Raw genomic sequence first — 24,410 nt, forward strand, 5'->3', positions numbered from 1 at the left:
GCACTTCTATCAAAACCGGAAACTCTCACTTTTTCAAGTAGTTGTGGCAGATTAAGTCTAAACTAATTCAGTTAAAAAATAATAACTTCTGGTCTCTTTGTCCAACCTACCAAATATTCACTTAACTTTTTTGCTATTTTATGATTAGGTACTGTTATGCCTAGAAGATCCTGTTCTTCAAAATACATATACTCATCAGGAGTAGTAAAAGGGATTCTATATTCGTTTTCTCTTCTAAAATCATAACCATCTTCATATCGATCATATTGATACAAACTAATTTGGCCATCTGATACAGATATAACTGTTGACGCTTCCGATCTAAAGTCTTCATATTGTAAAGCGGGTTTTCTGGTCAAACATATTTCCTTAGCTAATTCTTTCAACCTATTCGCATCTTCTGGTTTAGTATTCCTACTCAATGCCCAATATTCTTTCAATAACGGATCTTTAGCTATATCATTATTTGTATAATATGCAACCTTTTTCAATCCATTTTGTTGTAAAAACTCCTCTTTGAAGATTAAACCCATCTTTCCATATCTTATGGAATGATGATGCATTTCTTTAGAATTTAATTTACATTTTATAAAACAAATCATCCTAACAGGGTGGGGTAGGAAGGCATAGTCACCGAATTTTTTGCTATAAGTCTTTGGCATAACTTGCGAAATATGTCCATTCCAATTAAGGGTGAAGTGATTAGGATTTAATAAAATTCCATTTGGTTTTGTAGGTACCGGAATGAACTCTTCGTTCTTGGAAATTTTTAATCGTCGGTACTGGAGAATAAAATTAAGTAACTTACTGTACTGTAGATTCGGATTTAATTTATCACTACCAAATGCAAAATGAATCAACTTATCCATGTTATAACCAAAAGTAATTTATGAAAGTATTTTATCATTGCTTTTATGGTTATATGTCTGATTACTGCGAAAACTAGATATATCCGACTATATAATTCAATAAGCATAGGAAGAATAGCTCGATATTAAATTAGAATATCAAAGGGTTTACTGCGGGTTTATTTGCTGACAATTAAGGACAACTAAAGACAACAAAATAGCAATTGCCGATCTACATTTAGCCTTGATTTGATATGGTGTTTCATCGTCTTTCATTGTTTTACATGATCTGCCAAAATTTTCTGGTAGCGGGCTCGATTCCCGCCGCCCCACTTAACTACTTGATTTATAAAAATTAAATATATATTCCATTATATCACGGCACCATAGCGCTTTTTTGCTTCTTTAATCAGATACGACATACTGGAGAAATCAACCATTCCTGCTTCATCAATAATCAGGACATGCTTGTCAGTTAACTGTAATGTGTTATTCGCTAACCGATAGGATAACGATTTAATCGTAGAAGAAGTGATACCTGTGTCAGTTTGCAAAGCCTTGGCAACTTTACCCGATAAAGCTGCTCCAATGACCTCCATTCCTGCTTGAGTGTAATATTCTTTTACCGGCTTTAACAAATAACTTTTACCCGTTCCAGGGCGTCCAATCATCACCGAGATATCAGGGCTTTGAGTAATATAGCGAAAGGCATCGTGTTGTTCATCACTTAATCGATATTGTTGAGCCAGTTTATCAATGGGTTGATGAACAATATGTTTATTGGAGGCCATCATCGCTTCAATGTCATTATTTTAAATCAATAAAACAACAGGTAATTTTAATAATCTGCTCATAAAAAAAGACGGTTTTTTTAATAAGATAATAATAAAATAATTATAACTATCTATCGCGACACCAAATCGACACCATTTAACACTTTTTCTTCTACTGTTTTGGTAATGTAATCTGAAATACACGCATTACTCACTGAGTGTAATTCAAGAAAGACACAGACTCTAATTAAAATGAGGATCACTCAAGTTTTTAATCTTAAGGTCTGTCTCGAAAGATTTCTTTTTATCGAAAAATTTAAAGCTTAAAGCTGGTTCAAAGAGAAAGTTAAACCGTTCGCCGGAAAAGTTAATACTTCTAACATTGTACGCTCCTCTAAACATGTTAAGATCTTTTAAATCCTCCTCGGTTTTCATTTTAGGAAGTAACGAATTATATTTTTTTAATAGAGCTAATATAATTTCTTCTTCCGTGGCGCTTTTCATTTCTAATTTACTACACTCGAATCTCCCATCTCCATTATAAATACACTCGACATATTGCCATTCTTGTATAGGACAATTTATATGTCCATATATTATTACTTTTTTACCTTTTTGGAGTTCTTCTTCACAAGAATCCAACCCCATTGTACTCATATCGATATTTTCAATAGTTAATTCAATAGGAAATGCACAAAAATCATCGTTATAAATTTCTAAAAAATGAAACTCAGCTTCCTTTTCTGTCATTAATGGAGAGCCAAAACCCCGATATTTTTCATTTCCCATAAACATTGTGTGAAGGCCATTACCATCTTTCGAATAATCATATAAGCTTGCATGACTGTATTCTTGAAAATTAGAAAGATACAACCAATCGCCAGGGATATAATCTTCTTTTTTAAAGAGGTGAGAGAGAGAAAAGATTTCTAACATCTCCTGTTTATGACCCTCAATTAAAGAACCATCCGCGATTATAAGCGGATGGCTTTTAAAAAGTAGATTAAAATTTTTTGCGCCGATACTATCTAATAATGCTTTATACTGTATACACATCATCATGCTATGGCATTCAAGAACTATTTTTGTTGTATCATCAAAAATGGAATTTATTGCTTCAGATGGTAATACTCCTGTTTTTACTTTAAAAAGTCCTAATTTGTTATTCTCTTGAATCCAATAATTTTTATTTAGTTGTAGATAATTAGCTTCAGCTGTTGGATATTGATAATTACCATCTAGCGAATGAAATTTCTCATTATTCATTAGTTTGACTGCATTTAACCTAAATGCAACTTCATAATTAAAGCTTTCTAGTGATTTAAATCGTCGATCACTATTAACTAATTTGATAATTATTTCACGTTGGAGAGGATCTTGGCTTATGTATGATAATGCAATTTTTCTTATTTCCAGTTGCGTTAAAATGTCTTTAATTGTAGTCCAAGCTTTTGCAAGATTAAGACAAAATTGTTTGTTAAGGTAGGTGGTATTTTTTAAATTAACCTCATAAGACTTAAAAATTGAAAAATATTCTGCATCTTTTTTTAAATTGTTAATATCGCTGAATCCAACTGCCTTTTTTGATTTTACCAACATATTAAATCGTTCTGGATTTGCAGATCTTATTTTAACTAATTCTTCAATTAATTCCTTATCAAGGGTGGTATCCGACTCAAAATTTTCTCTTATCTTTATATTTTTTAAATTTTTATAACTAATTAAAAACATAACATTTATTCCAAATCTATAAATTTACATAACTTAATCATATTGATTATTATATCACCAAGTCATTTAGATAAGGAATTAAATTCAATTTCCAGCTTAGCAAGCGTAGGTTGGATCGCGACTCCAACCTACGCTTGCTGAATTATCCCCCTTGATCAATGGGAAACTTCATTAATTAGTTTGCAATTTATATCAAAACAGATATAAAAATAATAAATGAAACCGATTCGATTTTTAGGCACTTGCTAACCTGTTTGCGAGAATTCGATACTGATGCAAAACAAGATGCGGCTTATCATTGCAGAATTACACAGCCTCGCTTGAATGATATGTTACGTGGGTGGATCTCTCGATTTTCATTAGTTAGATGCCCTAGTAAATATTGCAGCAGCTATTGGGCAACGGGTTCATATCGAATTTGAAGGAAGCTCTAAAATTTCTGATAAGCGGGTTCGATTTCCGCCGATCACACAAGTTAAGTGATTGATTTATAAATGATAAAACAATAAACGCTTCTAGTGCGGCACCATATAGGCACCATTGTCCAACATTTCTTTACATGCTTGAATTGCAGGGTCGTACTCAAAGAATACCTCTAGTGAGTCTAAATCCTGCGGTTGATGCAAGCTGAAAGCATCCCAATTTTGCCGAATCATTAAATAAGGGTCGGCTAAGAAATGCGCCCATATAACCTAAGGATAAATTATTTTTGCCAAGGACTCATATAATACTTCCAAGTCAGCAGCTACAGAATCAACCGCAATACATTCAAGATGAGCTATCCGCTTATTTCTGATTTTATTAAATTTTTTAGTGTTCTTTTGTAATGCACTAATACCATGTCGTAATTTACTCTGTTCTATAAGGGCGTTAGTTAAGTCATCCGTCAAAACAAGCTAAGTTCACTGATGCATAGGCAACTTAGAAAATGTTCCTCATGAAAAGCGCTCCGCCTAGATCTGGATCTTAGCTTTTGATATAATAAATTTAATACAACTTGTTTATTATATTTGCGAAAAATATTATGAAAGCTAAAATCGGTCCGAATAATGAAATTACTAGTCATACCTATTTGGAAAAGAAGGGTCGAGTATATGGAAATTATATATGGGTTAATGACGTACGTATGAGATTTCTTGAGGGAGTTCCGGAGGAAAAAGTAACACAATTATCTTTATCAAATAATTATGATAGGGACTTGTATGATAAGTTTTTAGAGGGGAGTGAAAAAGTAACTAAAGAGGTGTATTTTTGTGTGGTCCAAAAAAGTCCCGAAGACGTTCCTGTGTTTATATTGCCTGCGACTCAAGATTTGACTGTTAATATGAACAATGAGCAACGAGCTTCATTCATGAAAGAAGTATTTGAGAAGTGCCATCAAAAATATTGCGAAGATTGCGGAAAAAAAAATATAACTCCTGTTGATAAAAAATACTGTGCTGCAACCGTAGTCGCAGGTACAAAAACAATGTGGGGAGGTAATCATTTTACGGCGATGATTAAACCACCAGGAAATAATCAGTGGTTGCATGTGGATCCAACAGATTTTGGTGGTCCTCAAAAATTTAATCGTAAACAATGTGGCGGTTATTCATCAATGATCGAAGCCGAAGCATTAATACATTACTCTTCAAAGACCATAGCCGAGGCTATGGAAGATGAGCAACAAAATATAGTAATTCGTTCTTTTTGGCAATTCATTGATACATTGGCATTCAAATTTAACACTTGGTTTGCTGGTGCAAGAAATGAGGTGATTCGAAACGATGAAAATCAAGAGGTACCACGGGGCAAATTTGAAACGACTTATGCTGAAATGGCCGACTTTAGCGCTGGCCGATTAGCCCAAAAATTTAATAATCAGGAATTTATTGATGCAAGAATTCATGGCAATTTGATAACAAGTGAACCAAAAGCAGAACATGAAAAAAAGACTAGTGAAGACAATAATGGTTCTAAAGAAGACTTGGGGTCTGATTGGACGTATACATAATATCTTAATCCTAAAGATTTGGTGTTTATGAGTTAGTGTATGGTGCGTTTTAGCTTTATTGGAATAGTTGGGTTGTAATAACAGATTATGGATGGTTGTTTGTACGTTTAGATTTAAATCATTTGAAGTAACAGAAACAAAGAAACTGATGAAAAGTTTGTTAGAGCATTGCATCGAATAATTTTTGCGGCACCAAAACGGCACCATCTGCAAACCATCTCAGATCATGGAAGACAGCTTGGTGAATTTTAGAAAAAGAACGATAAGCTAGAATAAATATGGATTTTCATAATTTTTGATTGTCTTTCTTGAAAAGTTCAAAATTCATGGGATCGGGTTCGATTTCCGCCTCCCCAACTGATTAGCTCCTTGATTTATAAGGTTTTTGACGCATCTGATTTATTCGCGGGTTTTAAAGGGATTTGTTACTTACACTTTTAGAAAATCTACTACTCCTCAATGTCTGACATTTTAACGATCGGGCTATGCCACCGACTTTTCGAATAGGCTCTGATACAAAAGCAAGATAATCAGAATAAAAAGCCTGCCAAATACTTGTTTCATTTGACAGAACCCCCTTTAGATACGATCATATAATTTTTAAATGACTATACTTAAGTTACCAAAGACGATACAAGGGTGTCATTATGCCTAAAAAAAACGAGAATCAGAGTAATGCGGAAAAATTTAACTCATTCAAATCCGATTGGGTGGAGTTGCGTGCTCTTTTATTACAAGGTAATTTTAACATTGTTCGCACACCGGTGCAGCTTGAGTTTCTTAGAAAACACGTTGATGACCCCATCGATACATTAATGGAGCTTATAGAGCATAAAGATTCAGAATTTATTCAAGCACTTCAAGGAGTTGCCAAAAATTCAGATGACGATAAAATAAAAAAAGTAGCGAAACATTTATTAGAAGAAATAAAGGCACAACCCAATCCAGAAGAGGACGCACCCGACAATGAAAGTACGCTCAGACCAAGGTAATAGCAACTGTGTTGGATTAAATTTTTAATCCAGACTAAGGTCTTTAAATTGAATCGGTTTATGGTTCATGATTTACTCTTAAGCCTGTCTTTAGGACAATAAAAATCAAAAATGATTTTATCTTTTCGCCCTATAGATGGGAGTACTTAAAGAGGCCTTTTCCTGACGCGCCCAGAAATATTCAGCATGTGTTGCTCAAAAGGTGGCAAAAATTTCCGACAAAAATCATCGACAATACAGAACAATTCTATTAACTTATCCACTTCGGGCCTCTTGTCCTCTGTTTTGCAAAAACACAAATAAGTTCACAAAAGGTCTAATTTTTCAATACATTATCTTCTTTAGAGCAATCCTTGTACAGTTATATCGAATTCACGTTGACTATGTAAAATGAGAGAATATGGTTTTTCTTATCAACCAGAGTATATTTTTACAGGGCAGCAAATTGAAGGGATATCAAAAGCAGCTGATTTGCTTATTTTAGAGAGCTAGCATTCTAACTATCTGAAATATGCGATGCATCTGCGCAACAATATCTAATTTATTTATCTTACGCAGCTTCGTCTTTTTTTTGTCCACATCTGCTAAAAAATACTGCGCTGCGTAACATGAGTCAATAAGCGACTATAATAAACCTTGTAACAGGGAATAAATAATTTACGAACAAGGAGATCACCATGTCACCGCAGCATACAACCCATCAGGAAATCAATGGAATAAATACGCAAGCTTTGAAAAAAACCATAGGCGAGATCCAGAAAAACCCTGAATTGGCAAAATGTGAGTTTCGAGTTCACAATGAATGGATCAATGGAGATGAAAACACATCCGAGGCTTATAAGTTTTATGCGGCCTGCAACGAACAAATGCATAAAAAAACCTTTAAATTCCATGCTGGCGAACCAGAATTATTGGCAGGGCATGATAAGGGCGCAAACCCTGTAGAATTTTTATTAAGTGGATTGTCGGCCTGTATGACCACTACCATTGCCTATTATGCCGCCTTAAATGGATACAAAATTAAAAATATGGACTCGGATTTCAAGGGCGAACTGGATCTGCAGGGAATCTTCAATCTGGATCCGGACGTTCGACCCGGTTATCAAAAAATTTATGCCAAATTCAAGATCGAAACGGATGCTCCGGTTGAAAAACTCAAAGAATTCTACCCTTTTTCACCGGTATATGATGTGGTATCCAAATCGGTACCGATTGAAGTAATCATTGAAACTTGTTAACTCTGAGCCAAAGGGCCAAAATCAGGCCCTTTTTTGAAGCTAAAACCACGCGATTAAAATCCCACACAGTGTAATCATATTTATATGTGAGTTCGATATAAAAAATTTTATATCGTACGATTCCTGTTTAGAACTGGATCCCGTATAAATGCTGCGCGCATTTTACAGGATAATCTTCGTTTAGCGACACAAAAGACATTTCCAAGTCTTTTATGTCGAACTCACCTTCTATTATTGCCTACTGCAAGCTGGAACTGTTGAAGGTAAAAGCTCAATTAAATCACTTTGCCATCAAGTACAAATTTATCCTTAGAGCAAACCAAATCTCTTAGCAAGAGCTTAAAAATATGTCTGCTTAAATTGAACTATACTCAAGACATCACCAATTACATCAGACATGCTATGAGCGACTTTACTATTGAAGACTATACATATCATACCAGTGGGGAAGTTAATGCAATTGGAGAAAAAGCTCCCCAATTTACACTTACGGCCAGCGACTTAAGCCTGGTAAGGCTGTCTGATTATACAGATAAGGCTTTACTACTTAATGTATTTCCGAGCATAGACACACCGGTTTGCTTTGGTTCTTGTCAAGTCTTTAATCAACCTCATAACCAAGAGGGTGAAGTTCTTTGTATTTCTAAAGATTTACCTTTTGCTTTAGCTCGTTATGAAAAAGAAAAAAAATTTGCAAATGTGCGTTTGTTATCTGATTTTAGAAATCATAATTTTGGCCACGCATATGGTTTAACCATAATCGATGGCCCATTAGCCGGATTATTAGCCAGAGAAGTGATTGTTATTGATAAATACGGTTATATCGTCTATCAGGATTTTAGTAAAGATATTACTCACTCAGTTAATACCAAACTCGCCTTAGAAGCATTTAATGATGTATGTTAAAAGGAAATTAACATGTCGTTTTCCAAAAAATCATTTCAACAGAAAGAAAAGATAGTAGGAAAAGGTAAAAAAGCTTTTGATAAAGCAGAACAAGTAAAAGGAGTGATGCCTACAATTCAACAATTAGCATTTGAAGAAAAAATGTTAAAAGAACGGTATGGAAATTTATCTGATGAAGATAAGCTACTATACGTTGGCCAAATAGCATCACAAGGAAGTGAGTTTGTCTTAAAATCAGCAATGGCACTGATAGCGGTTGTCGATGTAAAAAACGCTATTATAAAACATGAAAGTGCAAACAAATTTCTTAGCGATGTAATTGGACATGAGGCTATGATTGCCGCATCATTAGCGCTTGTATCTGAAACCGGGCTGTATTTAAAAGATCTCAAAAAGCAGAGAATGCAGCAGCGTAAATTCCATGAAATCGATGATGTTATTTTCGCATTACAAGATGAGTTAACAATTGTCAAAGATGCTGTTTATACAAATTTAAATAACATAGTGCTGAGTTTAAAGGATCAAAATTCTTGGCATGATGACTGTTTATCTCTTTGTGGTATAAACAGGCATCCAGAATCTATACAATCTCTTCACTATATTAAAAGAGGAGATAAACTTTTAAAAAAAGGACAAATATCACAAGTTGAACGAGTACTTAAAAAGAAAAGTTTGCAACAACTTATAACCGAGCAAGCCATTGCTCGAATAAACACAAAAGAGCGGACCTTATCATTAGCTGATGTGTATCAAGCTGAAATTGAATCACGAATTGCTAGAATTTCTAATGATAAAATACAAATTCAAATGAAACAAATTGTCATTGCTGAACAGCAAATTGAAAACCTCAAAGTAATGAAGCCTGTTATTCACAAATTAGCTGCCGGCAATAGCCTAAAAGGCATATTTCTATCATTGGTATTTATTACGGCTGTGACAATATTGGCGGCAGGTTTCTTAGTGGTGCCATTTCTACCAATTGCTGTTGGCTTAGTCGCTACCTTTGCTACCGTTGCCGCGACCGTTTTGGCCATGACAAGAAGAAAGATGGAAAGGCTCTCTCTCAAACTAGATCATAACATTAGTGCAAGTGAAGAGGTTGTCGAGCAAGTTTTTCTAGGTTTATTAAATGATGACTTAAACAATAACTCCAGTTTATTAATCACTGAGATTGAAGATGCATTTGATCTAGACTCACTTTTTGTCCTTGAAGACAGCCCCATAAATACTTTAAAAGAAATTCTTGATAAAGAGTTTGTTACTCCTATTGATAATGTAGCTATGGACTCAGATCAAACATTTGGCTATTTAGAAGCGCAGCAAAAAACAAACTCGGTTTCTCAAGATAAAAAACAACATCATTCAGCAAAAGTTTGTAATTATGCTAAAAGTATGCATCAGCTGTTAAGCTCAAATAAATTTCAAAATTTAACTTCTGTTGAAAAGCTAGCTAAAATGCAGCAATTAAACCTTGAGTTATTAAAACAAGGGAAAAAATGGGATCAATTTTCTCTAAGGCAACACTGGCTATTTCAAGCCATTGATAAATTGAACACTACTGAGCCTAAAAAATGGGGAAAGATTATTAGCCTAGTTGAGACTGATCGTAAAAAACTAAATACTCAACACTATTGGGCAAGAGATAAGCCACCCGTTCTAAATTTTGTATCCTCTTTCGTAAATAACATTGATGATGTTTTCTCTCATCAAGCCTATTTAAAAACCTATCAAAAATACAGCCCAACTGAAAAAGCTGCAGCATTTGCAGAAGTAAGTACAATTTTCACCGGAATCCTGGCTAATAGTGCAGCGATTATATCTACAGGGGCTAATGTTATTGGTTTTGTAGGTACTACTTTAGAAGCAGGAAAGAACATCAGTGACATAGGTGGGGCGATCGGAGGCATAGTTAGTCAAACTTGTCCCTTCATTGCTTTTGCTGGTGTTTGCATGGCAACTGTTGCAGGCTTCAAAGAACTACGAAAATTCGTAGCCAAACATGTAGAGCTAAATAAGCTAGATCAAATAAAAAACAAACTAGAAAATCAATTTAACGACTTTTTAAATAATGTAGATATCACCGATCCTGTTTATGAAAGGTTAATAGCCATATTAAAAGATGATTTTAGTAAGAGGATTGAAATACCTGATGAGTTTGATGCAAAAGATCACTACGCTTTTTTATTTAAGAATACTGTTAAAGCGACAAGTAAAATGATTGAAGAAGATGGGGCTCAAGTCGCATCAGACTCATTACGTCAAAAAACCTTTTCTGAACTGATTTATGAACAAACTTATGCTCGCTTTCATGAAAAAGAAAAGCTATTGCCAACAGCGCGAGTGTATCAAATGGCAATAGAGAAAAAAATCGAGATGACTTTATCGGATTTATCGCTCGATGAAAAAGAAAATTACCGAGTTGCAATTTCTCAAGCTATTGCTTTTAAGCAGCACATGATTGCTTATGATATTTATCAGCCCATGCTAAAGGAAACTAATAATGCTCGACTAATACAAGTGTTTGGCTCATTTACAATTGCTGCTGCATCCGCTGCAGTATTTGCAATTACAATTGCTTGCTCTTTTCCACTAGCTATAGCGGCTGCGCCAATTTTACCTACGATTGCCATTGGTATTGTCATTGCAAGTGTGGTAGCAGGTATTCTTCTTAAAATTCATAAAAAGAATATAGAGAAACAAGCAACCAAAATTGAAGCAGCACAAAACCCATTTAAAGACAGCATAGTTGAATTTTTTAATAATACCAATGAGGACAAATACAGCCTGCAGGATTTATTTAATATTGAGTTGAAAGCTCCATTTGGTTCTGACAGCAAAATAAAATTATTAACTACTAAGTTGACTAAAGTTGTAGAAAATTATTTAGATAGTAGATCTCAAGAAAATAGAAAATCAGAAGATTTATCTTCTTACTTAGAACCTATTTTAACTCAGTTGCATGATCCGACAATTGAGCCCCAGCAAAAATTGTATCTTATTCAACTAGCTCATGCTGATTACCGGAAAAACTTATCTAAAATAAAAAAAGTAGGTGGTGGCAGTTCTCTTAGTGTCTTTCTTAAATCATTAGATACGCATGACTTAGACGCTACATTACTAAAAGTTGATGAATATCTAAAGACAACGACCCTTGGTAAGGGCAGAGAAGTCTTTCAGCAAAATAATGTCAACAAGTTGGTAGACAATATTATCAATACTCCGCCTACCACCTTCCCTATGATCGGTGTCTTGCAAGAAATGATAGATAACCCTGGATTTAGAAAACTGTGTGCAGAAGATCAATTAGAAGCATTATTCTCTAGCTATGCAAAACTTGAAGGCATCCAAACTGGCGATCCACTTATTAAAAGAGTACAGCTGCGGCAGTTTACAGAGCGTTTTAGTAAAAATAGCCAGTTGAGTAATGATGAGCCAGACCCAATCATTGAAGTATATGATGATTCTATTGAGTATAATAACTACCAAGCCTTAAGTGCTGCTAGAGCATTTGGTCTTTAGCCTGCAGAGCTTAATAATCCTGCCCCATTTGACTGATCTTATCAGTTGGTTTTGATATTATAGTCTTTTGATTTCAAATTGACTTATAACTTATGTTAGGATACTGCCTTTTTAAAATGAGTCATACAACAGAAGTAAGAGAAAGAGTTTTAGCGTATATAGAAGAAGGTGGATTAATAAAAACAGCATGTAAGCTATTTAGAGTAAGTCGCTCATCAATCCAGCGATGGAGGCTAAGAAAAACAGTGACGGGAGTATTATCACCAGTAGAACGAACTAATGCTCCTTATAAAGTGGATGATGAGGCACTTAAAAGGTATATTGAATTTCATCCTGATGCCCATTTAAATGAACTGGCTAGTCATTTTGGTCTTACCCCTTCAGGGATATGGAGAGCATTAAAACGTTTGAAAATAACACGAAAAAAAGACCATGCTCTATGCTGATCGGAATGAGCAATATATTTATCATTTTTCAAAACTCGTCTATAAAAAATTGGTAGAGTATAAAAACTCCATTGTTTTTTATAGATATTTAATGAGTTCTGCCAAGAGGTGATCACAAGAAGGTTTCAAAAAGACCTCTACCTTCGTTCCAATTTGGTCTACACTTTTATCATAAGCATTGATTACCTATTAGTACAAAATACATCAGCGTATAGATTAAAATTATACAAGGAGGTAAAATAATGGATCTTTTGACTCATGATAACCTGATGAAGCTTATAAATTATAATGAGCCTCCTTGCCTATCTCTTTACCAAGCAACCCATCGTAGCCATCCAGATAATCAGCAGGATAATATCCGTTTCAAAAACCTGATAAAAGTAATGGAAGACTCATTGATGCAACATTATACCAAATCAAAAGCCCAGGATATTTTGCAACCATTTCATGAGTTGGCCAACGATTTCACGTTCTGGAAAAATAATGATGAAGGATTAGCTGTATTGGGTGCAGGTGATTTTTTTCAAATTTATAAATTACCAAGACCTGTACCTGAACTGGCGATTGTAGCAGATAATTTTCACATTAAGCCTTTGATAAGAATTATACAATCTTCCGACAGATATCATATTCTGGGGCTTAACCGTCATGAAGTGAAACTCTTTGAGGGAAATCGCGATAGCTTACGTGAAATTGAATTAGACGCAGACATTCCTCGTACTATAGTAGAAGCATTAGGTGATGAACTGACTGATCCCTACCAGACGGCAGGATCATACGGTCATGGACCAAGTGGACCTGCCATGCACCATGGACATGGCGGCAAAAAAGAGGAAATAGATCTCGATGCGTCACGGTTTTTTAAAATTATCGACTCCAAAATTTTGAATACTTATTCACGACCATCAGGCTTACCTTTATTACTTGCAGCCCTACCCGAGCACCACCATCTTTTCCACTCCATTAGTAATAATCCATTTTTAATAGAAAAGAGTCTGGATATCCACCCTGATGCACTTTCTATAAGTGTCCTTCGTGAAAAGGCGTGGGAGCTGATGAGGCCAAATTATATAAATAAGCTCAATACACTCATCGAGAAATATCATCAAGCAAAAGATAATCAATTAGGATCTGATAATTTAAGTGAAATAGGAAAGGCTGCTTTTGATGGTCGTATATCTGCACTGCTTATTGCCGCAGAGACCCATGTGGGTGGACGCCTTGATCGTGCAACCGGGGTCATACAACCTGATGAATTACAAAATCCTAGTGTTAATGATTTGCTAGATGATTTAGCTGTATTAACAATAAAAACAGGAGGTGATGTGGTAGTCGTTCCCAGTGCCAGCATGCCTACCGAAACGGGGGCTGCAGGTATTTTCAGATTTTAAAAAAACGAATAAAAATAAATCATATTTAACGTATAGGAGCAGCAATGCAAATTCAATTTAACACAGACAGTCATATTAATGGACATCAGCAGCTGGAGAAAGATGTAGAAAACCAATTACTGAAGGCGTTAGGAAGATTTGACGAGCATATCACTCGCCTAGAAATTCACCTGGGTGATGAAAACAGCCATAAATCAGGGCAGAAAGACAAACGCTGTTTACTCGAAGCTCGCCTCAAAAATTACCAACCTATCGCTGTTAGCGATCATGCGCCAAGCATACAGCAAGCAGTCACAGGCGCTATCGATAAATTAAAGCGTATGCTTGATGGTACACTTCAACGTTTGGGGGAAATCAAAAAATAGTGATTACTCCTTTTAAACATCCTGAACCTGGAAATTTCAAACTTGATATTGAAGCACCTAAACATGTGACCATTAACAGGCAAGAAGTCTTTTTAAGAATACAAGAACAATTAAAGAAAAATAAAGTTAAGGAATGATTATTTTACGTTAATATAACGTTGGCGTAACTCTTCCATCTTTTTGGCTGTTTCAATCCCGTTGACTGGTAACCCTCTTGCATCCAATAAACCTACCTGGACAAGCACACTCGCTTGATCCCAATAAATGTGCTCATGCGTCACTTTCCCTTTGGAAAAACCCACAATCACGACTAAAGGAATTTCTACTCTTTTTCCTGTTGGGGCAATATTAGGCAACATCCATCCAATTTCTGAATTGTGTGTGAATTTAAAAATAATTTCGTCGACTAGTTGGTGCTCATCTATAGTTCTAGAAATAGGTACCATTTCAGTATCTTTAGGAAAAAATTTTCCTGCCAAAATTAAATCACTATAAAACTGACGAACATCTTCCAGTCCCATGCCTCCTATAGTAGTAGGAATATTATTTAAATGTGGATCAGGGGTCATTGTGGCTAAGGTCGCATCTAAGTCGCTCCTTAATTCCGCATCAACATGTCGCTGAAACGCATCAATCAATACTTGTTTTTCATGAGATATAGTCGTCATAGATAAAATATCATAATTTGAGGGGAGGTCTAATCATTTTGTACCAAAGAACCCTAACTGGCAAATTGTTCATAACAATGATTAGCGGCTTTGTGACACTTAAGATTTGAATGAATGTTCTCAAGCCCGGCAGCTGAATAAGCAAAATATTAATCTATTTTGTTTTTTAAATGAGTCTGATTAAAAATCAGATTCGAAGCCATTTTTTGCATAACCGATTTACAAAGGGCTTATATCTGCTAATACGAGCTATTCATAGATTAATGATAGGAGTATTACTCTATGCACAGCACACACAAGATCCCTGGAACTATAATATCCTCTTTCTTGAGCACCGATTCTTGCTCTGTTCAATGGACCCAGAGAAAAATCACTGAGTGGAGTGGTATCTTTCGCCAGCAAGTGCAAATAGGTCTTATGAGTTAACACATTTGCTCCAGGAGTTTCTCTTATTCGAAAGCATATTCATTACCATGAGCCCTGTGGCTCTATAGAATATGTACTATAATTAAATAGTAGATTGATTCTAGGGAAAGCCTTCTCTTTTAATTGGAGAGCGTACCGAGAAAAGAGATGTTAGGAGTTTAATGGAGCTTCGTTGACCTCTTCGAATATCTCTCCTTGTTCATTGGCAAAGGACCTATTAAATTTATGACTAAAATTAGTATTACCCTCTTACACGTACCATATTGTGGTGTAGTCTAAGTTAAGCAGTAGGAAAAGAATCCAGGTTAAATCCGACGCTAATACACTGCAGTAACAACAGAAGTAAGGGAAAGGAAAAGGAGCTTTCCTATGATTTTTGGTATTTTAAACCTGACAGTTTGGGAATATATTTTAGCTACCTTGGTTCTGACTCAAATCACTATTGCTTCGGTTACTCTTTATTTGCATCGCTGTCAAACTCATCGCGCTTTAACACTGCATCCGGTAGTGAGTCATTTTTTTCGTTTCTGGATTTGGTTAACCACGGGCATGATAACACGGGAGTGGGTTGCCATTCATCGCAAACACCATGCAACGACAGATAGAAACGGTGATCCACATAGTCCTCAAGTTTTTAGTTTAAAAAAAGTCTTTTGGCAGGTTCCTGAGTTATACCGCGAAGCAGCAAAAGATAAAAGGATGATAGCAAAATATTCATTTGGTACTCCCAATGATTGGATTGAGCGCAGTTTGTATTCTCGCCATTCCCATAAGGGAATATTCATTATGTTTTTAATTGATTTGTTGCTCTTTGGTCTTCTTGGAATTAGCATTTGGGCAATACAAATGATTTGGATTCCAGTATCTGCTGGAGTGGTTAATGGAATAGGCCATTATTGGGGATATCGCAATTTTGAATGTCCTGATAGGTCAACTAATGTATTTCCTTTAGGTTTTCTAATAGGCGGGGAAGAACTTCATAATAACCATCATACCTATGCATCTTCTGCTAAATTTTCCGTGAAATGGTGGGAGTTCGATTTGGGTTGGCTTTATATTCGTTTTTTATCTTTCTTAGGACTTGCTAAAGTGAAAAAGCTGCCCCCTAAATTGGCAAGAGACAGCAAGAAACTATGTATTGATTTAAATACTGTAAAAGCAGTCATTAATAACCGTTTTCAAATTATGTCTGATTACCACAAAAGGATCATACTTCCCATTTTGAAGTATGAAAAAAGAAACCATAAAAAAGATAAGTATTTATTGAAAAACGCGAAACGCTTATTACGCCACGGAGCTACCTCTCTCAAGGCAAACCTCCGTTTGCAAACATTACTTAACCGTTTTGAACAATTAAGGCTTGTGTATAATTATCGGCAGGCATTGCAACAGATATGGTTAACAAAAGTATCCTCACAAAAAGAATTAATTGAATTATTAAGCCATTGGTGCAAAAAAGCGGAAGAATCAGATATCGAGGTATTGATTCAATTTTCACGCGAGCTAAAAAGCTATGTGTTACTTGGTGTAAGGTGACTCATTAGAACCGGCTCCTCCATTAAAATGAATTAGCTGTCTTACGCGATAGTATTGAGCAAATTGGTTTTCTAATGAGTTATTTTTTGCCAGGAATTAGAGTATATAGAGTTGCCATTTAAGTTGTACTCGTCTAGTTGCTTGATTACGGCCTGGCATTTTTCAATTCTGAGTTTAAGAATAAAAATAAATAATCTTCTTAATTACAACAAACATCCTACAGGAAGAGCAAAGAATTTATTATTAAATTTTCAAATGCTCCAATTAAATTCAAGTTTCTTCGATAGGGAGCTTTTCTTTTAGAGTTAAGACTCTAAAAAGGCACGCGCCCTATCAAAAGTAATATTAAATAAATTACTAAAATAAGCCCAATTATACCAGAAGGTCCATAGCCCCATTCTCTACTATGCCCCCATCTAGGCAAGGCTCCAATTAAAACAAGTATCAAAACAACGAGCAATATTGTACCTAGCATGATTGTTCTCCTTGAACTACATGTATATATAACTATAGTATAAAAACTCTGTTTGTACCTTAGAACGAATTAAAGGATAAAGACCCAAACTGAACGACTTTGATAAACACAATTTTATCTCCTAGTCATTTAGCCTATATAATAATATTGTTCAATTTTAAACTTTCAAAGGGAATGAGTTATGAAAAAATGGATAGGTTTAGTAGCAATACTACTATTTAGCTTCACAGCATTTGCTCAGCAATCAGGAGACAACAGCGATGTGAAAAATACTTGCGAAGTATCTGGGGGTACTTGGACTGAGTCGGGCAGTGGTAATTGGGCATGTTGCTGGGCAGATTGGGGTTGCTATGGTTGTGTAGATGGTGTGTGCAAAATCAAGTGTCACAATCAACGCTGCCGTGATGCTAATAAGATTCGTGCAACACAGACGCCAAGAAAAAATTATCAGCGCATAGAAGGTTTAGCACCCGCTGGCTCTATGGGACCTATCGTTCCTAAACAAAAAAAATCAATTAAAGCGCCTGCTGCTGCAAATACCGCTCAATAACATTATGCAATGTGCCCCCTAGAGAGGGGGCATGCTTATAGAAAATTCTAATGCAATGTCAAATAATATTTAAGATGACGAAATCAAGTTTTCTAATCGCATGATATTTTTTGTACCGCTGTGATTTTGAGGTAAAGAAGTAACAATTACTATGTATTCCGCTATACTTTTCGGCTCAAAATTTCTAATTAAAGTATTAATACAACCTGATTGAACTCCGTTAAATTGGATTTAAATGTAACTTTATGTGTTATATCTGTTAAGTATGTATTGTTATGAGGTAGCAATTGAACGTACAGCTGACAAAGATAAAGTAAAAAGATTTTTAGAGCTTTTCTGTTATAAACAATTACTCGATTCTAAAAAAATATAAGCGATTGGAATAATCTCTATGTACTTGCAAATCAATGCAAACAAATCAACTATTGCCTTCCTGATGCACTGAAAATAGCAGACAGTGTACTGGATAGTTATTGCAAATTAAAAACTTTAACCACTAAACTAGCACCTAAACAAGATGGAGAAGCTGCTCATCAAGTTCAGACTGTTCGTTGTATTGTCTTGCATTAAAATGGTTTATTAAGGTGTTTCAAGCTTGGGAATTTTAAAAATTTTGCGTCATGTAGGTAAATTATTGTTCACATTGAATATCATAAACAGATTTTAGCTTTAATATCAATTACGTTGCTTCAATCAGTTGTGCCTAACTGTATCACAGTGTCGATAAATTTAAATGTGTTCATTATTTGTGCTATTCTTAATATATGGTACTTTATAAAAAAGATATTTGTTATGGGCCAGATAGTCGGGATAGTAGCAGCGCAGTTAGCTGCGGATGAAGCTAAAAAGATGTTGCAAAATCAGAAGCAAAACCAGGAGCAAAACCAGGAGCAAAACCAATCCCCTACTGATGATGACCAAAGCCCTCTCTTGAGTGCACCTTCAGGGGCTATATTTAATTCAGATTCTGCTCTGGAGTTTGCCTCTATGTTACCTAAAAATTTAGATTCGGTTTTGCAGGTAAATGGAAGCAAGGGAGGACAGAATCAAATTGGATCAGTATTAGATGAAGGAGAGGAGATACTTGACCAAGGAATAAGTAAGGGAATGTCATTTTTAGGGAAATAGTGTGCAGAATATGTATCACAGCTCCAATTCCAGTTTTTAAATATTTATGTATTTGATATTCCCCAAATAATGAATTCTTGTTTTGGAGAACAAATTAACAATAACTGTTTTATAACTATTTATCCCTATTCACTCGATTATTAATTATTCAAGGTCATCAATTTACGGGGTTTTAAAGGGTTAGGGTAAGTTACTTTGTTTTTGCATAATTTGCTGATTTTCTTGAATGTAACCTACGGTACTTAAGAGAACATGGGCAACACAATAAAATTTTTGAATTTCAGGATCTCGGGAACGGAAAAAAGGTAATGCACCATCAGGACTGAGGCTTTCGATCTTATGTGCAAACTTTTTATATGTGCTTTCGTCACTACTCTCTAATCGATTTAATTTATTGATACCATCATTGTTTTTTCGACCAAAAAATCCTTGTCCTTTCTTATAATATTTTTCTTTATGTTCCTGAACCTCATATTTTAATGCCTCCATCACATCCCGAGTTGTGAAAATTTCTTTAAATTTTTCTTGGCTTAGAGATTTTTTAGCTGCGAAAAAAAGAGAAAGATTTTTGCCAATCTCCTCCTTATATTCATGACATAATCGGTCCACTATATTTTCTCCAGGGTGAAGATTAATTGTTTTGGGATTATTATGAACAAGAGGGGATATAAGCTTTATAAATTCAATATTATCAAGGACCTGATTTAGGCCAATATCATTGTTAATTGCCATGCTGATAACCGGCGCAATTAAATGTTTTGTTTGAGAGTCGAACTGCAAATAGGTCAATAACGGATGCCTCACTGATTCGTTTAAATTAATCTTTGCGCTCAGAATTTGTTCAACAAGTTTTAATTGAGCATCCTTATCTAGTAAATGCATGACCGGCGTAAGCTTCGCCAAGCAGTTTATTGCCATCACATTATTTAAAAATGATTCAATATTAAATTTTGTATTATTAATGTATCCGGATTGGTAGACAATATTCAAAGCAGAAATTGCCTCTTGGTTGTTCTTATAGAGTTCAAAAAGATCTTTGCATTGATGCTGAGTTAAAATTAATAAAAATGCTATTTGCTCAAGCCTGCTGTCTTCAGGTAAGTTACCCTCGGATGTATTAAACCATTTTCCAAGGTCATATTGTTCAATACATTCATCATCTAATATAGAAACATTATCTAATGTGAATGCTTCTTTTCTTTGTTTCGGCTCTCCCATTCTGTTTTTAAACATATTGGGCATATAAATTGTTCTAAGTAGGGCAAAATTATCTACTTCTTTGCGTGTATAGTTTCTACATGATGGTGATAAATAGTCAAAGGAACCTGAATCATTTCCATGTATTTCCTCTAATCTGGTATTTGCACAACCAAAATCGACCAAATATAATTGATTTTGAGCATTAACGACGAGCTGATCGGGTTTTAAATCACCATGAACGTATGGGACACCCGATCTCGACAAATAACCTTGATGTAATAAATGACATTGCCAAGCTGCTTGGATCGCCATATCCAGTCTTTGCTCTGGGGTTAAATCTGAGTTGTTGATTTTTTGCTTGACACTATCCCCTCTAAATCGCATCAAAATATAAGATTGCCCTGGAATATATTCAGAATAATCTGATTCATTGTATTCCTTACTATCTCCTCCTTTTTGACTTGAAACAACGATTAGCCCAACATCCTTCCCAATTGATATTTCTTCTTCCATTGAATCTTGCAGGTCAATTTCTGCTCCAAATTTTTTAAGTTGGGCACGCCTCTGAAGAACAGCTTTTTTCTCGACTTTTATTAAAAAAACATGTCCATATTCGTCCATTGCTAGACGCCCCTTTCCATAATTACCCTCACCTATAGTTCCTTCCACTCCAGGTAAAGTGCAGACTAATTTACCATTAAAATTAAAAAAGCTATGTTGTGTGTCAGGATGTTTTGCTTGCGGACCATGTTTCACAGCGTATCTTTCTTTGAATTTTGTTTTATTTGTTCTTCCTAATTTAAAAACATCTGGATTGTTTCTAAAATATTCAGAAGCGGTACGAAATTCTTCTCTTAACTTAGAAGGTAGACGGATTGGCTGTTCTTGTGCTTCAACTCCCATTGCAAGCAAAAACGCAGAGGCTGAATTTTTTGGCATAATCAAATATCGAATTACAGTATATAGCTGAATTATAGATCAATAATATATTAAGTAGATCAAATTAATGTCATTATGCTTTAAATCAATTTATTCTTAACGCAAAACAGAGGCATTAGAAAAGGCCAGATCCTAATATTTTGCTTTTTAAATTAATTTAATTCGTGCTGCGGATTGGAGATTCCTCGCTGTGCTCGGGATGAAGTGAGGAGTGCGATTTAATTTTATATCTATAGAGTTGTAGCAAGGCACACAGCAAAACCTCCAACTAATTAAGGGTTACTCTGTAGTTTGAAACTAAATTTTGTAACCCTAACAAATCCTAATATACTGAAACAAAGTACTGGGATAGCCAAGCTCAATGCTCTTGGCGTCCATTGGGCTATCGCAATACCAATTATGCCTGCGAGACCAAATTGACAAGCGCCTAATAAAGCAGTAGCGACACCAGCTTGTCGTTCAAAATCTTTTATAGCGAGTGCTGTTGCAGTGCCCATACTAATACCAATACCCATAGTCAAGCAAAGCATGGGAAGCATAAAACTTAAAATACTGCATTGATGTAAATTAAGTGCAATCATGAAAAAGCATGACAGTATCATCAAAATTAATCCCCAAAGCACTATTTTTTCCAGAGGGTAAGAATAAGTAAGACGCGCAGCTATCATATTGGCTATAAACACGGTCATCGCATTCAATCCAAACCAAAAACCATATTCTGTTCCATTAAGGTGAAGTTGTGTCATCAGAATACCTGGAGATAAGGCACAAAATAAATACAGTCCAAGTAAACTGGTGGATGCAATAAGAGTAAATAGGCGAAAATCAGGATTATCCATTATCTGCTTCATCACGCTAGGCAGTCTAAGCTGAGATGGAGCTGGCTTTGAGTAATTGTAGTTGGGGATGTAACGAAAAGCCACCAGAGTCATCAAAAATCCAAGCAAGGTTAAGAAATAAAACCCGCTATGCCAATCCTGGGTGAAATCGAGTAACAAACCTCCTATTATAGGAGCAGCGCTTGCAACCATTGAATTAGTTCCTGAAAGGATACTAAATAGACGAGCGCATGCATTAGTGGAAAAATTATCTCTTACTATAATGAAACACAGCAAATAAGTTCCACATGCTCCAGACGCTTGAATTATTCGAGCTACGATGAAAACAGGTACGGATGGTGCTCGTGCAGCAAGCAATGACCCTACAAAAAAAAGAAAAGCAGTACTTAAAGCCATCAGTCTGCGCCCGAAACGATCTGCCATGGGGCCAACTAACAACTGTCCTAAAGCAACTGTGAGCATAAATATATAAAGGCTTGCCTGCATCGTGGTGCTTTCGGTTTTAAAAAAATGACTCATTTCAGGGATTGCTGGAACAAAAACATCCATAGCAAAAGAAATACTGATAATGAGTGGAAATAAACGAAAGAGGCTTTGCTTTTCCGTCCAACATATTGGATTCAATTGTAATGATCCTGTTTTAAATATTATTCCGATTAAAAAAATACAAACAGTTCTTAATAAGAACTGATTTAGATAATTAATTAAAAAGATTATACTATAAAACGTTCTGGAGTTATCAAAATGGATCAGGTCTTCCTTTATCCATCTGAACTAAAGTTAAATCAAACTTATTGAGACTTACTGTAAAAGCAATCATTTCGTTATAAATGGAATGAAGTAAGTCCGAGAACATTATGGCAAAGACCTTTACGGGTGGAATACCCTGTACTATTCTTTCTCGCAATGGTTTTACAGCACTATGATGACTGTAATCTTTTAAAGATCCTGCCCTGCTTCATTAATTCGAATATTAATAAACTGCCAAGGGTCACTTTGATCTGCATATTTATTATTTAAATTGTCTTTATCTCGTAGGGGCGTCCAATCTGTATAATAACCGCCGACGTTACCAAGATAAGGTAAAGCTAAACTCAAAATATACTCATGGTCCATATCTTCAGGCTCGATAATTCCACGTTCTGGATTTTTAATAGCCCAAATCATACCTGATAAAACTCCCGCTGCAACTTGTAAGCTTGTGGCATTATTATGGTTAGCTAATTTCCTAGCTTCATGTATGGATAAATGAGAGCCATACCAATAAGCTCCTTTTTTATTTCCCATTAATAAAACTCCAAGTTCATCGGTGCCATCAACAATTTCGTTTAAAAGAATTCGTTTTTCTTTTTGAGGTATGTATTTTCTTTGCACGAGTTCTTTTAAAGATAAAATAGCATCAGGGCAGGGATGATAAGCATAATGAACTGTTGGTCTGTAATATACTTTACTGTCTTTTTTTAAAGTTAAATATTCTGCAATAGATAAAGACTCAGCGTGAGTAATTAAAAAACCATTAATAGGACCAGAGGCTGGGGTCCAAGTACGGACTTGAGTCTCTGCTCCTGGCTGACTAAGGTATATTCCACAATTTGAGCCAAAGTTGTGATGCTTTGCATCATGAGGCCAGTGACGTTCATGGCTTCCCCAGCCTAGTTCAGCAGGTCGAAGTGCTTCAGAAATTAAAGCATCGACTGACCATGTATTTATAAATTCATCTGTTTTTTTAATTTGAGAGGAAATTTGCGTATCATGTTCAGAAATATGTATCGTTTTTATATCAAGCTCATGAGCCAATTGTGCCCATTCCACAGATTTTTTTGGCAGCTCACCTTCCCACTTATTATCTTTTGCCAAATTCCATAAGGCTTGTTTAAGAAAGTGAGATACTAACCCAGGATTGGCTCCATGTGTTAAAACTGCGGTAGAACCCTGCTTTTTATGCTGTAATGTAGCATCACGTAAAGCATAATTGGAAAGTAGTTGACTATTATCACTATACCTCTCTTCCCAAGATTCAGCGGCTGCATCCAAATATAATATTTTATTTAACTGGCAATATTTTATTAAATCAATAGTAGATACTCCTACTGATAAATTTAACAAAAAATCACCTGGTTTAAGAATGGAGGATAAAAGTTCTTGGTAGTTATTTTCTTTAACAGCAATTTCTTTGAATGAGACGCCATACTTGTTTGCCACATCTGCACCAAAATTATGTTTTGATAGGATGTGAATTTGAGATGGATCTAATTTAAGAGATTGAAATAAAAGAGGTAATATTGCTTGGCCAATACTGCCGAATCCAAGAATTAGAATTTTATTTTTAAATACTATTTGAGCCCTAGATTGATCCATAAATTGCCCCTCAAATAGAAACATCTATTTGTAATTATTTGAAATAGAGGTATAAATTTAGTTACCTCATTATATTTTTTAGTATAGCT

19 protein-coding genes and 1 pseudogene are annotated in these 24,410 nt (G+C 35.2%); 11 read left to right on the forward strand and 9 right to left on the reverse strand.

The window, feature by feature from the left end:
• Positions 1-71: 71 nt before the first annotated feature.
• The 3 genes from Ltuc_RS12665 to Ltuc_RS12675 all read right to left on the reverse strand — a co-directional run bounded on the left by Ltuc_RS12665 (position 72) and on the right by Ltuc_RS12675 (position 3,352).
• The gene (locus Ltuc_RS12665; RefSeq protein ID WP_058521731.1) at positions 72-869 is read right to left on the reverse strand and encodes a hypothetical protein; all 798 of its coding nucleotides are present in this window, start codon (positions 867-869) and stop codon (positions 72-74) included.
• 350 nt (positions 870-1,219) lie between these two features.
• Entirely contained in the window at positions 1,220-1,642 is a 423-nt protein-coding gene (locus tag Ltuc_RS12670; protein WP_338011340.1) for an AAA family ATPase, read from the reverse strand.
• 222 nt (positions 1,643-1,864) lie between these two features.
• Positions 1,865-3,352 carry a hypothetical protein gene (locus tag Ltuc_RS12675; RefSeq protein WP_058521733.1) on the reverse strand — a complete coding sequence of 496 codons (1,488 nt, stop codon included), beginning with the start codon at positions 3,350-3,352 and terminating at the stop codon, positions 1,865-1,867.
• A 1,024-nt stretch (positions 3,353-4,376) separates the two neighbouring features.
• On the opposite strand from Ltuc_RS12675, the gene Ltuc_RS12680 reads away from it, so the two are divergent.
• A complete protein-coding gene (locus tag Ltuc_RS12680) occupies positions 4,377-5,345 on the forward strand; it encodes a hypothetical protein (RefSeq protein WP_133138308.1) in 969 nt (322 codons plus the stop codon).
• 647 nt (positions 5,346-5,992) lie between these two features.
• The gene (locus Ltuc_RS12685; protein ID WP_058521734.1) at positions 5,993-6,337 is read left to right on the forward strand and encodes a hypothetical protein; all 345 of its coding nucleotides are present in this window, start codon (positions 5,993-5,995) and stop codon (positions 6,335-6,337) included.
• A 152-nt stretch (positions 6,338-6,489) separates the two neighbouring features.
• On the opposite strand, the pseudogene Ltuc_RS15900 reads toward Ltuc_RS12685, so the two are convergent.
• Positions 6,490-6,600, reverse strand: a pseudogene (locus Ltuc_RS15900) (IS982 family transposase); the annotation flags it as partial.
• A 414-nt stretch (positions 6,601-7,014) separates the two neighbouring features.
• Here Ltuc_RS15900 and Ltuc_RS12690 point away from each other — a divergent pair.
• The 6 genes from Ltuc_RS12690 to Ltuc_RS12715 all read left to right on the forward strand — a co-directional run bounded on the left by Ltuc_RS12690 (position 7,015) and on the right by Ltuc_RS12715 (position 14,202).
• The gene (locus Ltuc_RS12690; RefSeq protein WP_058521735.1) at positions 7,015-7,575 is read left to right on the forward strand and encodes an OsmC family protein; all 561 of its coding nucleotides are present in this window, start codon (positions 7,015-7,017) and stop codon (positions 7,573-7,575) included.
• A 402-nt stretch (positions 7,576-7,977) separates the two neighbouring features.
• A complete protein-coding gene (tpx, locus tag Ltuc_RS12695) occupies positions 7,978-8,481 on the forward strand; it encodes a thiol peroxidase (RefSeq protein ID WP_065236235.1) in 504 nt (167 codons plus the stop codon).
• 12 nt (positions 8,482-8,493) lie between these two features.
• Positions 8,494-12,000, forward strand: a complete 3,507-nt coding sequence (locus tag Ltuc_RS12700) for an AAA family ATPase (RefSeq protein ID WP_058521737.1) — start codon at positions 8,494-8,496, stop codon at positions 11,998-12,000.
• Positions 12,001-12,116: 116 nt separating this feature from the next.
• Entirely contained in the window at positions 12,117-12,446 is a 330-nt protein-coding gene (locus tag Ltuc_RS12705) for an IS630 transposase-related protein (RefSeq protein ID WP_058521738.1), read from the forward strand.
• 242 nt (positions 12,447-12,688) lie between these two features.
• Complete coding sequence (locus Ltuc_RS12710) at positions 12,689-13,837, forward strand: baeRF3 domain-containing protein (RefSeq protein ID WP_058521739.1); 1,149 nt, start codon at positions 12,689-12,691, stop codon at positions 13,835-13,837.
• Positions 13,838-13,881: 44 nt separating this feature from the next.
• Positions 13,882-14,202, forward strand: a complete 321-nt coding sequence (locus Ltuc_RS12715; RefSeq protein WP_058521740.1) for an HPF/RaiA family ribosome-associated protein — start codon at positions 13,882-13,884, stop codon at positions 14,200-14,202.
• 137 nt (positions 14,203-14,339) lie between these two features.
• Here the strand turns inward: Ltuc_RS12715 and Ltuc_RS12720 are convergent, their stop codons facing one another.
• Positions 14,340-14,870 (reverse strand): ester cyclase, encoded by a 531-nt coding sequence (locus Ltuc_RS12720; RefSeq protein ID WP_058521741.1) that lies wholly within the window; start codon positions 14,868-14,870, stop codon positions 14,340-14,342.
• A 795-nt stretch (positions 14,871-15,665) separates the two neighbouring features.
• Here Ltuc_RS12720 and Ltuc_RS12725 point away from each other — a divergent pair.
• Positions 15,666-16,832 (forward strand): DesA family fatty acid desaturase, encoded by a 1,167-nt coding sequence (locus Ltuc_RS12725; RefSeq protein ID WP_058521742.1) that lies wholly within the window; start codon positions 15,666-15,668, stop codon positions 16,830-16,832.
• A gap of 313 nt (positions 16,833-17,145) precedes the next feature.
• On the opposite strand, the gene Ltuc_RS14855 is transcribed toward Ltuc_RS12725, so the two are convergent.
• Positions 17,146-17,307 carry a DUF3309 family protein gene (locus tag Ltuc_RS14855; RefSeq protein ID WP_065236234.1) on the reverse strand — a complete coding sequence of 54 codons (162 nt, stop codon included), beginning with the start codon at positions 17,305-17,307 and terminating at the stop codon, positions 17,146-17,148.
• 181 nt (positions 17,308-17,488) lie between these two features.
• On the opposite strand from Ltuc_RS14855, the gene Ltuc_RS12730 reads away from it, so the two are divergent.
• Together Ltuc_RS12730 and Ltuc_RS12735 are read left to right on the forward strand one after the other, a co-directional pair.
• Positions 17,489-17,857, forward strand: a complete 369-nt coding sequence (locus tag Ltuc_RS12730) for a hypothetical protein (protein ID WP_058521743.1) — start codon at positions 17,489-17,491, stop codon at positions 17,855-17,857.
• A 792-nt stretch (positions 17,858-18,649) separates the two neighbouring features.
• Positions 18,650-18,985 carry a hypothetical protein gene (locus Ltuc_RS12735; protein ID WP_058521744.1) on the forward strand — a complete coding sequence of 112 codons (336 nt, stop codon included), beginning with the start codon at positions 18,650-18,652 and terminating at the stop codon, positions 18,983-18,985.
• A gap of 180 nt (positions 18,986-19,165) precedes the next feature.
• On the opposite strand, the gene Ltuc_RS12740 is transcribed toward Ltuc_RS12735, so the two are convergent.
• The 3 genes from Ltuc_RS12740 to Ltuc_RS12750 form a co-directional block, all read right to left on the reverse strand.
• A complete protein-coding gene (locus Ltuc_RS12740) occupies positions 19,166-21,124 on the reverse strand; it encodes a protein kinase family protein (protein WP_058521745.1) in 1,959 nt (652 codons plus the stop codon).
• Between the two features lie 272 nt (positions 21,125-21,396).
• Positions 21,397-22,587, reverse strand: coding sequence for a multidrug effflux MFS transporter (locus Ltuc_RS12745; protein ID WP_058521746.1), 1,191 nt, complete (start codon positions 22,585-22,587; stop codon positions 21,397-21,399).
• Positions 22,588-22,902: 315 nt separating this feature from the next.
• On the reverse strand, positions 22,903-24,321 hold the full coding sequence (locus Ltuc_RS12750) for a saccharopine dehydrogenase C-terminal domain-containing protein (RefSeq protein WP_058521747.1): 1,419 nt from the start codon (positions 24,319-24,321) through the stop codon (positions 22,903-22,905).
• Positions 24,322-24,410: the final 89 nt, after the last annotated feature.

It is taken from the genome of Legionella tucsonensis (assembly GCF_001468035.1).
Taxonomy (GTDB): domain Bacteria; phylum Pseudomonadota; class Gammaproteobacteria; order Legionellales; family Legionellaceae; genus Legionella; species Legionella tucsonensis.

What these genes read in the sequence shown, in the direction of transcription:
- Ltuc_RS12725 (WP_058521742.1), top strand. Translation starts at nt 15,666, where the DNA reads ATGATTTTTGGTATTTTAAACCTGACAGTTTGGGAATATATTTTAGCT.
- Ltuc_RS12750 (WP_058521747.1), bottom strand. Translation starts at nt 24,321, where the DNA reads ATGGATCAATCTAGGGCTCAAATAGTATTTAAAAATAAAATTCTAATT.
- Ltuc_RS12730 (WP_058521743.1), top strand. Translation starts at nt 17,489, where the DNA reads ATGAAAAAATGGATAGGTTTAGTAGCAATACTACTATTTAGCTTCACA.
- Ltuc_RS12735 (WP_058521744.1), top strand. Translation starts at nt 18,650, where the DNA reads ATGGGCCAGATAGTCGGGATAGTAGCAGCGCAGTTAGCTGCGGATGAA.
- Ltuc_RS12680 (WP_133138308.1), top strand. Translation starts at nt 4,377, where the DNA reads ATGAAAGCTAAAATCGGTCCGAATAATGAAATTACTAGTCATACCTAT.
- Ltuc_RS12740 (WP_058521745.1), bottom strand. Translation starts at nt 21,124, where the DNA reads ATGCCAAAAAATTCAGCCTCTGCGTTTTTGCTTGCAATGGGAGTTGAA.
- Ltuc_RS12705 (WP_058521738.1), top strand. Translation starts at nt 12,117, where the DNA reads ATGAGTCATACAACAGAAGTAAGAGAAAGAGTTTTAGCGTATATAGAA.
- tpx (WP_065236235.1), top strand. Translation starts at nt 7,978, where the DNA reads ATGAGCGACTTTACTATTGAAGACTATACATATCATACCAGTGGGGAA.
- Ltuc_RS12700 (WP_058521737.1), top strand. Translation starts at nt 8,494, where the DNA reads ATGTCGTTTTCCAAAAAATCATTTCAACAGAAAGAAAAGATAGTAGGA.
- Ltuc_RS14855 (WP_065236234.1), bottom strand. Translation starts at nt 17,307, where the DNA reads ATGCTAGGTACAATATTGCTCGTTGTTTTGATACTTGTTTTAATTGGA.
- Ltuc_RS12685 (WP_058521734.1), top strand. Translation starts at nt 5,993, where the DNA reads ATGCCTAAAAAAAACGAGAATCAGAGTAATGCGGAAAAATTTAACTCA.
- Ltuc_RS12690 (WP_058521735.1), top strand. Translation starts at nt 7,015, where the DNA reads ATGTCACCGCAGCATACAACCCATCAGGAAATCAATGGAATAAATACG.
- Ltuc_RS12720 (WP_058521741.1), bottom strand. Translation starts at nt 14,870, where the DNA reads ATGACGACTATATCTCATGAAAAACAAGTATTGATTGATGCGTTTCAG.
- Ltuc_RS12665 (WP_058521731.1), bottom strand. Translation starts at nt 869, where the DNA reads ATGGATAAGTTGATTCATTTTGCATTTGGTAGTGATAAATTAAATCCG.
- Ltuc_RS12715 (WP_058521740.1), top strand. Translation starts at nt 13,882, where the DNA reads ATGCAAATTCAATTTAACACAGACAGTCATATTAATGGACATCAGCAG.
- Ltuc_RS12710 (WP_058521739.1), top strand. Translation starts at nt 12,689, where the DNA reads ATGGATCTTTTGACTCATGATAACCTGATGAAGCTTATAAATTATAAT.
- Ltuc_RS12675 (WP_058521733.1), bottom strand. Translation starts at nt 3,352, where the DNA reads ATGTTTTTAATTAGTTATAAAAATTTAAAAAATATAAAGATAAGAGAA.
- Ltuc_RS12670 (WP_338011340.1), bottom strand. Translation starts at nt 1,642, where the DNA reads ATGATGGCCTCCAATAAACATATTGTTCATCAACCCATTGATAAACTG.